Below are 11411 nucleotides of genomic sequence, written 5' to 3' on the forward strand. Positions count from 1 at the left end.
TGAGAACACTCCGATTAATTTATTAAATAGCATTAACTCTCCTATGCACTTTTTTGTTTTGTTTTTTTAATATAGACTGGGGCGATATTTTCTTCGACAACCTCTTTGGTGATGAGTACTTCGTATCCGCTGTATTCGGGAAGCTCATACATTGTTTCACCCATAGTCTCTTCCATAATGGCGCGAAGACCGCGTGCTCCCGTTTTGCGTGCTAACGCTTTCGCGGCAATGGCATTTAATGCCTCTTTTTCGAAAGTGAGTTCGACGTCATCGATGGCAAAAAGTTTGGTGTATTGTTTGACCAAAGAGTTTTTCGGTTCGGTGAGGATGCGCACCATCTCCTCTTCGGTAATTTTGTTCAACGATGCGATGATCGGCAAGCGTCCGATGAGTTCGGGAATCAATCCATAGCTGACCAAATCATCCGGCTCGACGTTTTCGAAGCTATCATCGATATCGGTGGTGCTCCGTTTTGTCTGACCGAAGCCCATAACATTCGATCCTTTTTTGCGCTCTAAGATTTGTCCCAGTCCGTCAAATGCACCGCCGCAGATGAAGAGAATGCCGGAGGTATCGATTTGGATGAAATCTTGGTTCGGGTGCTTGCGCCCCCCTTTTGGAGGGATATTGACGACAGCACCTTCGATGATTTTCAAAAGGGCTTGTTGAACCCCTTCACCCGATACGTCACGGGTGATGGAACGGTTTTCGGACATACGGGAAATTTTGTCGATTTCATCGATAAATACGATCCCCTGTTGCGCCCGCTCAACATCTCCATCGGCTGCTTGGAGGAGCTTGGTTAGAATGTTTTCAACATCTTCTCCGACATAGCCGGCTTCCGTGAGGCTGGTCGCATCGGCAATTGCGATAGGAACATTCAGAACGCGGGCAATTGTTTGAGCCATGAGCGTTTTACCGCTTCCGGTCGGTCCGATCAAAAGAACGTTCGATTTTGCGATTTCGGTATCATCATCCACCAGCGTATGTTTGAAAATACGTTTGTAATGGTTGTATACGGCAACCGATAACAGCTTACGTGCGCGCTCTTGCCCGATAATGTATTGTCCTAGAAAGGTGTTGAGTTCTTTTGGCGTCAGCAATTGGGCATGAGCGTGTTCAACCGCAGAAGTCGTTTCATTCTCTGTGTCACCGAACATAATTTTGTATGCGGAGAAGACACAATTTTTGCAGATATAAACATTTGTACCGGCGATTAGCGGGTTGTGATCACTCTCTGGAGCGTCACAAAAACTACAATGGCGATGAATCATGAGTGATTCCTTTCGTACGGGATTCCCCGCTTGGTGTTGACGATAAAGGTGCAAAGGTTTTTGACAAATTCGCTGGATGTTTCAGCAAGCAATGCGGACGCCTGTTCTTGCAGAGGTAATCCTGATTCAAAAAGATCCCGATATGCTGCTCGGAGGGCATCGATCTCACTGCGCTCAATATGACGGCGCAAACCGTTGAGATTCAATCCGCGTAGAACCGCACGGTTCCCTTCGGCCAAACAGTATGGCGGGACATCTTGAGAGAGGGCCGATGCCCCCGCGATCATGGCGTAATCACCGATTTTGACGAATTGGTGGATGGGCGTCATCCCCCCTACAACGGCGTAATTGCCCATCTCGACGTGTCCGGCTAATGTCGCCGCATTGGCTAAAATACAATGATCACCGATGATGACATCATGACCTAAATGGACATAACCCATAAAAAGATTATCGTTACCGACAACGGTTTTCCCACCACCGCCCGCAGTTCCCGGATTAAAGAGGGTAAACTCACGGATTTTATTACGATCTCCGATAATGAGTTCAACCTCTTCACCGGCGTACTTCAAATCCTGCGGAATCGAACCTAAAACAGCATGGGAAAAAATATCGTTGTATTCCCCGATAGTGGTATTTCCATAGATACATGCGCTGGCGGCAATTTTCGTTCCGCGCCCGATTTTTGCACGTCCTGAGATAAAGCAAAAAGGACCGATTTCAACGTCCTCGCCAATAATGGCGCCTTCTTCGATAACGGCTAGTGGAGATATGTTGTTCATTCCCACTCGCTTATTTGTCTACGATCATAGCTTTTAGTTCGGCTTCGGAAACAAGGGTATCATCCACATACGCTTTTCCCTCTAAAACCCAAATAGAACCTTTGTGTTTGACGACGTTCATACGATACTCAAGACGATCTCCCGGACGTACGGGTGCTCTGAATTTAGCGCCGTCGATACTCATAAAATAGACTACTTTGTGCGCCGCTTCTTCTTCGGTCATTTCCATGCTTTCAAAAGCTAAAATTCCGCCGGCTTGAGCCATCCCTTCTAAAATCATAACGCCCGGATAAATCGGATGACCTGGGAAGTGACCTTCAAAAATTTGTTCACCAATGGTGACGTTTTTGTATCCAATAAGAGATTCATTTGGGGCGAGTGACGTAACACGGTCTACCAATAAAAACGGGAATCTATGGGGTAAAATTTTCTGAATTTGAACGACATCTATCATATTTTTGGGTGCCTTTTAGGTAAAAAATCCCCTTATTTTATCTTAAAAATGGTTAATAAATAGTAATAAGATGAAAAAAGGCGATGAAGCTATTCTCGGAGGATGATTAACTGCTCTTTGGTATCTTCGTATATTTTAGATTCTAAAGTCAAGGTGAGTTTCTCACTCGGAATCGTATCAACCACGATGATGGCTGAGGTGCTGAACGCACATCCCATCAAGCGGGAACGTACCGAAATTTCAGTTTCGACAGAGATCGGATTGAACATCAACTCTTGTGTGGAGCGATAGTGAGAGTCGCTCATCGTATTAAAGGTTTCAAGTGTGATAAAACGGACCTCTTCACGGTTCAGAAAGTGCTGATGCCCGATCGAAAACTCGATGACTCCTTGGGTTTGCGTCCGATTCATAGTGGAGTAAAATAGGGGATATGAGGGGAGGACATCGTTTCCTATTTTGAGAGAGGATGAGAAAAGACGGTAATTCATAAAACGTTCTTTGAGAATGCGATAAGGGGTTCCGGACTCTTCGAGTTCATTGCGGAGTTGATAAAGCTCCAACCGCTCTTCGATCGAGGCGGGAAGAATTTGTTGAGAGATCGGGGAGAACATCTCATCCATCAAGCGGTGTTGTTGGTCTCGCTGCATTCCAAGTCCGAATAAACAGCCGCAATAGTCCTGACGGTAAAGCTGCTGTTCTTTTGCAACCCGTCCCTGATCGGCGGTTCCGTTGTTTTTGCGGTAATCAAATGCGATAAATTTGACACCGTGCGTCTCTTCGAACGCTTCACCGCTGCGGATGAGCTGTTCTTGCGATTTTTTGGGACTGACGAGGAGGGTAGTCGTCATTGTTTTCTCGCCCAGTTCAAGCGCTTTTTGGGCACTCACCTCAAAACGGCGATCAAAACACACTTCGCAGCGTACCCCTTTTTCGGGTTCCTTTTCAAGTCCCCGAACGGCGTTCAGCCAGTTTTCGAAATCATACGGACCTTCGATGAGCTCAATACCCAATTTTTTGCAACTGCGTTCAACGTCCAAAAGACGGAGTTGGTATTCACTATAAGGGTGGATATTGGGGTCATAGAAGAACCCGATGAGTTTTTCATCGGGGTATTCTTGCTGTAGTTTTTCGATAAAGAAGTGGGAATCGACGCTGCAGCAGATATGGACAAGCACGGTTTAATTTTTCTCTGCGAGAATTTCAACAGACTCAATCGTATCACGCATAGCGATAGAGTCAAGGACTGCCATTGATTCGGCATCATCGGCTTCGATACCGCCGAATACGGTGTGAACGCCATCGAGGTGAGGACAGCTCACGAAACAGATAAAAAATTGGCTTCCGCCGGTATTTGGTCCAGCGTGCGCCATAGAGAGGGCGCCTTTGACATGACGATGTTTATTAAGGGCTGTTTCGCATGGGATTGCCCAACCCGGTCCGCCGGTACCGCTACCGTGCGGGCATCCGCCTTGAGCCATGAACCCAGGGATAACACGGTGAAAATTGAGACCATTGTAAAAACCGTCATTCGCGAGTGCAGCAAAGTTTGCAACAGTATTAGGGGTTTCATCTTGATAGAGTTTGAGCCATATTACACCTTTATTGGTGGTCATTTTCGCCCATTGGTAGCTTGCCAACTCTTCAGCGGTAGCGTTGTAATGTTTAAGTTCTTTACGTCCGAACATAGTATGGGTCCTTGGTGGAATTTTTTGAAATTATAATGGAACAATCTTAACTATCAAAAAGGAATGGGTTATAATAACTCATTTTAAATTGGGATGGCGATGTGGAAAATTGGTTTCTGAGTAGATTATCGCGTCTTTCATTGCGTGAACTCCATTTTTACACCGTCGTTTTTATCCTTTTATTCACCGTTATTTTCTCTTCCCTTCTGATTTATGACGAATATCGGCAGTTTGCTTTGGCCACTGATGATACGCTGATCGATCTTCGAGGTGATCCGAATGCGCTCAAAGGGCGTTTGATTAAGATCATCGTTGAAATTTCTACCCTTGCTTTGATCTTGTTTGGAATTATATTTGGAATTTCAAAGATCGTTAATAGCATGATTGCCAGAGATATGGAAGCTTTTATGGAGTTTTTCGAAACGGCACATAAAAAAGATACGGCTATTGAAATGGATGAACTCTATTTTAGTGAATTCAAACGGATGGCGGGCTATGCCAATGAGATGGCGCATACGATCCATGAGCAAAGAGAATCAATGGAGCGTTTAAATGCCGGATTAGAAGAGAGGGTACAATTAAAAACCCAAGCATTGCAGATCAAAAATGATGCTTTGGAAGAGGAACAAAAATTTTCCAGAGAGTTGCTTGAGTCGCATAAACAGTTTATCCGCTACGCTATTCATGAAACACATACCCCTTTGTCGGTCATTATGGCGAATATTGAGCTCTTTTCGATGAATGAGGGGCGGAACCGTTATTTGGCGAAAATCGAAGCAGCGGTTAAAAACATTTTTAGTATTTACGATGATTTGAGCTATTTGGTCAAAAAAGATCAGATCGACTATCCGAAAAAAGCGATCGATTTGGGAGAATATGTTCATAAACGGCTTGAGTTTTTTGATGAAGTTGCTTTGTTTTCGAACCTGACGTTTAGTTACCATCAACCTTCAATGGCATCGTGGATTCAGTTCAACGAGACGAAATTGCAGCGTGTAATCGATAATAATCTGACCAATGCGATCAAATATACCAAAAGCGGTGAAGAGATTCACGTCGGAGTCGAGGGAAATACGGAGGAATCGATTTTTTGGGTTGAAAGCCGCTCTCAAAAAATTCATGATCCACAAAAGATTTTTGAGGCATACTACAGAGAACGGAAAAAGACCGACGGCTTCGGATTGGGGCTTAGTCTGGTTAAATCGATATGTGATGAAGACGGCGTAGAGATTGCAATCTCATCGGATCGTGAACAGACACGTTTCGAATATCGGTTCAAAAAGGGGAACGGTGAAAATACTTTTGCTTGAAGATGAGCAAATGCTCAGTGAAGCGATCAATGAGTATCTGCTCGCTCTTGGGCATCGGGTCAGTTTGTTGTATAACGGCAATGATGCGCTGGAAACACTCAAAAAAGAGACGTTCGATCTGCTTATTTTGGACATAAACGTTCCGGGGATAGATGGCTTGGAACTTTTAGAAGCGCTTCATCTCCTAAAAATTCGTACACCGGCTCTTTATATCAGTGCACTGGTCGACATCGAAGGGATTAGTCGTGCGTATGATTTGGGATGCTACGATTATCTTAAAAAACCGTTTCATCTGAAAGAACTTGCACTACGTATCGATAAAGTGATGCAAAGCTGTACACTCCCGCAAAGCCATGTGAAGTTGTCAAAAAGTTACGCCTATGATGCCTCTACTTCGACATTAATGTGTGATAACGTAACACAACCGCTCAGCAAACGTCAGTTACAGATAATTGATCTTTTGGCTCGCAATCGTGGAAGAGTTGTCGATTTTGATCAGTTTCGTGCCTATGTATGGGATGAAGAGTACGTAGATAACGCGACTATACGGGCAGAAGTGAGTCGCCTTAAAAAAAGTCTTAAAGAAGATTTTATTCAAAATATCCGCGCGTTAGGTTACATGATTGATATTCCCCGTAACTATTAAGTTACTTTTTTACACACATTCTCTTTTTTCAGACAATTAGCCAGGATAAATTTTTCTAATTTTACAATTGCTACGTTATTGCTACGTTTCGTTTTCATAATAGCAGTGTTAAAAACTTTTGAAGGAGTGAGAATGAGAGGTACAGTATCTCTATCGCTTTTAGCGTCAGCTTTAGTTGTGAACGCTATGGCGGCAGACAGCTTAGAAAGCATGTTCAAAGAAGGAAAAGCAAGCGGGCAACTTCGCGCTTTTTATATCGACCGTGATTCTTCAGGAGCAAGCACTGTTGAACGTGATGGTCTTACAATTGGCGGTTACCTTAAATATGAAACAGGTTCTTTGAATGGTTTAAGTGCGGGAACAGCATTTTATACAACAAATAAATTGGACAACAGAAGCTCAGTGCCGGCTGAAAATGATTTGACACTTTTCGGACCAAATGGAAATAATGAATCTTATTTGGGTGAGGCATATCTTCAATACAAGTACGGAAATACGGCATTTAAAGCGGGACGCCAAAAACTCGATACTCCTTTAGCCGGTAGCGATGATGCCCGTATGCTTCCAAGCCTTTTTGAAGCGTATGTATTAAGCAATACGGATGTTAAGGATACAACGTTGATCGCGGTATACGTAACCAAATTTGCAGCAGGAACCTTTGCCAATGCATATACATTTGCTGATGCAACTTTAACAGCAAATACTGCAGCTAACCGTGCAAAAAATGCAGCAGCACAAACACTTGCATTAACATCAGGATACAGCGGTGTATTTGATGCGACTACAATGGTTGGAAATTTCACTAACATGGGTCAATATGCTATTGGGCAAAATACTAATGGTGTGAGTGTAGCTGCAGCGATTTATTCTGGAATTCCAGGGTTAAAACTTCAATTGTGGGACTATTATGCTCATGATATTTTGAATGCAATTTATGCTGAAGCTAATTACGGTTGGTCATATTCAAGCGGAGTGGCACCGTATGTTGCAGTGCAATGGATTAACGAACGTGATGTTGGCGCTAACAGCGTAATTAACAAAGTAGATAGTGATTTTATTGCCGCTAAAGCAGGTGTAAAAGTTGGAAACTTTGATGTATACGGTGCTATGTCACATAACAGCTCAGATGACTCTGCCACAATTCACGGTGGAACAATAACTCCATGGGGTGGTATGCCTGCCTATACGCAAGGGATGGTAACGCGTCATCAATTTATGGCGGGAGCGGACGCATGGAAAGTTGCAGGAACCTATAACTTCAAAGATATGGGTGCAAATATGACAGCAAGCGTGTATTATGCTAGCTTTGATGTAGAAGGGTACACGGGTTCATATACTGTTGGAAAAACGACAGAACCTGGATTCGATCTTATTTGGAACCCAGAAGCGGTGAAAAATTTGCAACTTCGCTTCCGTGGTAATTTCCCAGATAAATTTAAAAATACAGCTACTACAGATACAAGCTGGGATGAATACCGTTTCATCGCAAACTACAACTTTTAAAGGAGGTTAAGTCATGAAAAAAGAGATGGTTGATGCTATCAAAAATGACCCGGATTTTATCCATTTGGTCAAAACGCGTTCGAGCTTTGCGTGGACGTTGACAATCATTATGTTGGTGATCTATTTCGGATTTGTTTTGACAATCGCATTTGATCCAAAACTTTTGGGGACACCACTATCTGCGGGGTCAGTAACAACGATCGGTATTCCGATCGGTATCGGTGTTATCGTGAGTGCGTTCATTTTGACGGGGATTTATGTCCGTCGTGCCAACGGTGAATTCGATGAACTTACCGCTAAAATCAAATCCAAAGTAAAGGGAGAGTGATGAAAGCGTTACTTTTAGCTCTTTTCTCAGCTGCTGCGTTTGCTGCAGAGGCACTTAGCGGTGCGGTAGAAAAACAGCCGCTTAATATGTCGGCGATTACGATGTTTCTTATCTTCGTTGCGGCTACATTGGGGATCACCTATTGGGCGGCAAAACGCACCAAAACGGCAAAAGATTTCTATACTGCCGGCGGAGGAATTACAGGGTTTCAAAACGGTATGGCGATTGCGGGTGACTACATGTCAGCAGCGTCATTTTTGGGGATTTCTGCTCTTGTTTACACCAAAGGGTATGACGGTTTGATCTACTCAATCGGATTCTTGGTCGGTTGGCCGATTATCTTGTTTATGGTAGCTGAACAGCTCCGTAACCTCGGTAAATACACATTTGCGGACGTTGCATCGTATCGCTTGCGTCAAACACCTATCCGTACTTTGGCGGCGTTCGGTTCAATCTTGACGGTTGTATTGTATTTGATCGCGCAAATGGTAGGAGCCGGTAAATTGATTCAACTTCTTTTCGGTTTGGATTACGAAGTAGCGGTTATCCTTGTCGGTGTATTGATGATTCTATACGTAACATTCGGTGGGATGTTGGCGACAACATGGGTTCAAATCATTAAAGCGTTCTTGTTGCTCTCAGGTGCGACATTTATGGCGGTTGCGGTTATGGCTCACTATAACTTCAATTTCGAATCATTGTTCTCGACTGCGGTTAGCATGAAAGATCAAGCGATTATGGCTCCGGGTAAATTGGTGAGTGATCCTGTTTCTGCGATTTCACTGGGGATTGCGTTGATGTTCGGAACAGCGGGTCTTCCGCACATCCTTATGCGCTTTTTCACCGTTAGTGATGCAAAAGAAGCACGTAAATCGGTTTTCTATGCGACAGGATTTATCGGGTATTTCTATATTTTGACATTCATTATCGGTTTCGGTGCGATTGTTATGGTATTCCAAAACCCGCACTATCTTGACCTTGCAAAACAAGCGACTGACGGCGGTGCTCCGATTCTCGGCGGTGATAACATGGCGGCGATTCACTTGTCTCATGCGGTTGGCGGCGATTTCTTCCTCGGATTTATCTCTGCGGTAGCGTTTGCAACGATCCTTGCGGTTGTTTCAGGTCTTACGTTGGCGGGTGCTTCGGCAATTTCACATGACTTGTACGCAAGTGTTATTCGTGCAGGACGTGTTGATGGAATGATGGAGATGAAAGTTTCTAAAATCGCTACGGTTGTTTTAGGTCTTGTCGCGATCTATCTTGGTATTATCTTTGAAAAACAAAATATCGCGTTCATGGTAGGGCTTGCGTTTGCGGTTGCTGCGAGTGCGAACTTCCCGATTTTGTTCCTTTCAATGTTCTGGTCAAAATTGACGACACGCGGTGCATTCATCGGCGGTATGATCGGTTTGTCGACGGCAATTATTCTTGTTATCCTCGGGCCAATGGTTTGGGCGGAAATTATCAATGGTGATGCGCTTAAAGCAGCAGTAGCTGCAGCAAAAGCGGCAGCAACGGCTTCGGGTGCATCGGCAGGTGACATTGTTAAAGCGGGTGATGTAGCGAAAGCAGCGTTCATTAAACAAACAGCGATTTTCCCATATCAATACCCTGCATTGTTCTCGGTAGCAGCAGCGTTTGTAAGTATCTGGTTCTTCTCGATTACCGATCGCAGTGAAAACTCACGTAAAGAAGAAGAAGCGTTCGAAGCACAATATATCCGAAGCCAAACGGGTATCGGTGCTGAAGGTGCCATAGAGCACTAAAGAATTATCTGCCCAAGCGGGCAGATGATAAAATTTTAGGAGTCACTTTTGAGTCTGTTTGACCAAAAAACACTATTGATGTCCATTCATCCTTTTGACCTTCTGGATGAGCGGATGATCGAAAAGCTGATGACCCAGATGGATATCGCCTATTATCCCAAAGAGACGGTTTTAATCAACCCTCGGGTGAGGGCGGAATCTCTCTACATCATCATCAAAGGTATTGTCAACGAGAGTGTCGACGGTGAACTTCAAAATGTATACGGGGAGCGCGACAGCTTTGATGCGAACTCCCTGATATATGGAAACACTCAAAGTACATTTAGCGTCGCAGAAGATCTCATCTGTTACTGCCTCCCCAAAGAATCTTTCCTCAACCTTCTCCAAGACGTCGAATCGTTCCAAAACTATTTTATGCAAGACTTCATCACCAAGCATCAAAACCTCAAAGAGCGTCAGCATCAAAACGAGTTAACGCCGTTTATGGTTGCGCGTGTGGATGAGATTTACCTTCATGCTCCGTGTATGGTTGACGCATCAATGCCGATCAAAGATGCATTGCGACAAATGGCGGATCAAGACGGTAGTGTCATTTTAGTCAATGACGGCGGAAATATGGGGATCGTAACCGATACGAATTTGCGTGAAAAGCTCCTCTTGAGTGATAAAAGCCGTAATGATTCCATCGGTGAAATTGCAACCTACGGGTTGATTACGATTGAAAAGCATGATTTTCTTTTCAATGCGCTCCTCTTGTTTACCAAGCACGGTATCAAGCGGTTGGTCGTTGTCGAAAACGATCAAATCGTCGGGATTCTTGAACAGCTGGATCTTCTCAGCCATTTTGCGAACCATACCCATCTTATCGCCGCATCGATTGATCGTGCGATCAGTATCGACGAATTGCAAAATGCACAGCGCTCATTGACCCATTTGGTTCGCTCTTTAACGAGCAAAGGGGTGCGGGTACGCTATGTATCCAAGCTGGTGAGCGAACTCAATGGGAAAGTCTATCGCAAACTCTTCGAGATGGTTGTTCCCGAAGCGTATCAGAGCAAATGTGCTTTGATCGTCATGGGATCCGAAGGACGGGGAGAGCAAATCCTCCGAACCGATCAGGACAACGCACTTATCGTCCGTGACGGGGAGAGTGTAAAAGAGTTTGAACCGTATATGCTAAAACTCAACGAGTATCTTCTCCAACTCGGGTTCCCAAAATGCAGCGGCAATGTGATGGTTTCCAACCCGTATTGGCGCAACAGTGTTTCGGGGTATCAAAGCAAAATCGAACTTTGGAGCCATACCCTCAGCGAAGAAGCGCTTATGGGATTGTCGATATTTCTCGATGCCCATTGTGTTGCCGGTGATTCGAAATTACTCTCGGAGTGCCGCAGTTTCTTGTTTGAACATTTCGAAGGGCGGAGTGACATTTTGGCCCATGCGGCGAAAGCGGCATTGGCATTTGAAACGCCGCTCTCTTTGATCGGCGGGTTCGTTTTAGGGCGAGCCGAACACGGCAGTGAATTTGATATTAAAAAAGGGGGGATTTTTGCGATCGTTCACGGTATCCGAATGCTCTCTCTTGAACACAAAATCGAGCATACTAATACAACCGAACGGATCAAAGAGCTAAACAATCTCGGATTGTTCGATCGGGTAT

11 protein-coding genes are annotated in these 11411 nt (G+C 44.4%); 6 read left to right on the plus strand and 5 right to left on the minus strand.

Features of this window, described 5'->3' with window-relative positions; all coding sequences use genetic code 11:
• Positions 1 to 41 precede the first annotated feature (41 nt).
• The 5 genes from clpX to JHC35_RS00460 all read right to left on the minus strand — a co-directional run bounded on the left by clpX (position 42) and on the right by JHC35_RS00460 (position 4195).
• Entirely contained in the window at positions 42 to 1274 is a 1233-nt protein-coding gene (gene clpX, locus JHC35_RS00440) for an ATP-dependent Clp protease ATP-binding subunit ClpX (RefSeq protein WP_295041363.1), read from the minus strand.
• Positions 1271 to 2056 (minus strand): acyl-ACP--UDP-N-acetylglucosamine O-acyltransferase, encoded by a 786-nt coding sequence (lpxA, locus tag JHC35_RS00445; protein WP_295041365.1) that lies wholly within the window; start codon positions 2054 to 2056, stop codon positions 1271 to 1273. The genes clpX and lpxA overlap by 4 nt, the downstream gene beginning before the upstream one ends.
• 10 nt (positions 2057 to 2066) lie before the next feature.
• Positions 2067 to 2510 (minus strand): 3-hydroxyacyl-ACP dehydratase FabZ, encoded by a 444-nt coding sequence (gene fabZ / locus JHC35_RS00450; protein ID WP_295041367.1) that lies wholly within the window; start codon positions 2508 to 2510, stop codon positions 2067 to 2069.
• Between the two features lie 89 nt (positions 2511 to 2599).
• Positions 2600 to 3685: an epoxyqueuosine reductase QueH gene (locus JHC35_RS00455; RefSeq protein WP_295041369.1), complete on the minus strand. Its 1086-nt coding sequence runs from the start codon at positions 3683 to 3685 to the stop codon at positions 2600 to 2602.
• A 3-nt stretch (positions 3686 to 3688) separates the two neighbouring features.
• On the minus strand, positions 3689 to 4195 hold the full coding sequence (locus JHC35_RS00460) for a peptidylprolyl isomerase (protein WP_295041371.1): 507 nt from the start codon (positions 4193 to 4195) through the stop codon (positions 3689 to 3691).
• A gap of 101 nt (positions 4196 to 4296) precedes the next feature.
• Between JHC35_RS00460 and JHC35_RS00465 the strand changes: the two genes are divergently transcribed.
• From JHC35_RS00465 to JHC35_RS00490, 6 genes are all read left to right on the plus strand, one after another.
• Entirely contained in the window at positions 4297 to 5505 is a 1209-nt protein-coding gene (locus JHC35_RS00465) for a HAMP domain-containing sensor histidine kinase (RefSeq protein ID WP_295041372.1), read from the plus strand.
• Entirely contained in the window at positions 5486 to 6151 is a 666-nt protein-coding gene (locus JHC35_RS00470) for a response regulator transcription factor (protein ID WP_295041374.1), read from the plus strand. Before JHC35_RS00465 ends, JHC35_RS00470 begins: the two co-directional genes overlap by 20 nt.
• A 132-nt stretch (positions 6152 to 6283) precedes the next feature.
• Positions 6284 to 7654, plus strand: coding sequence for an OprD family outer membrane porin (locus JHC35_RS00475; RefSeq protein ID WP_295041376.1), 1371 nt, complete (start codon positions 6284 to 6286; stop codon positions 7652 to 7654).
• Positions 7655 to 7667: 13 nt separating this feature from the next.
• Complete coding sequence (locus tag JHC35_RS00480; RefSeq protein WP_295041378.1) at positions 7668 to 7982, plus strand: DUF485 domain-containing protein; 315 nt, start codon at positions 7668 to 7670, stop codon at positions 7980 to 7982.
• Complete coding sequence (locus JHC35_RS00485; protein WP_295041380.1) at positions 7982 to 9751, plus strand: cation acetate symporter; 1770 nt, start codon at positions 7982 to 7984, stop codon at positions 9749 to 9751. The genes JHC35_RS00480 and JHC35_RS00485 overlap by 1 nt, the downstream gene beginning before the upstream one ends.
• A 48-nt stretch (positions 9752 to 9799) precedes the next feature.
• Positions 9800 to 11411, plus strand: a 1612-nt coding sequence (locus JHC35_RS00490; RefSeq protein ID WP_295041382.1) for a DUF294 nucleotidyltransferase-like domain-containing protein, incomplete at its 3' end; no start/stop codon positions are given.

This window comes from Sulfuricurvum sp., assembly GCF_022759005.1.
GTDB lineage: Bacteria > Campylobacterota > Campylobacteria > Campylobacterales > Sulfurimonadaceae > Sulfuricurvum.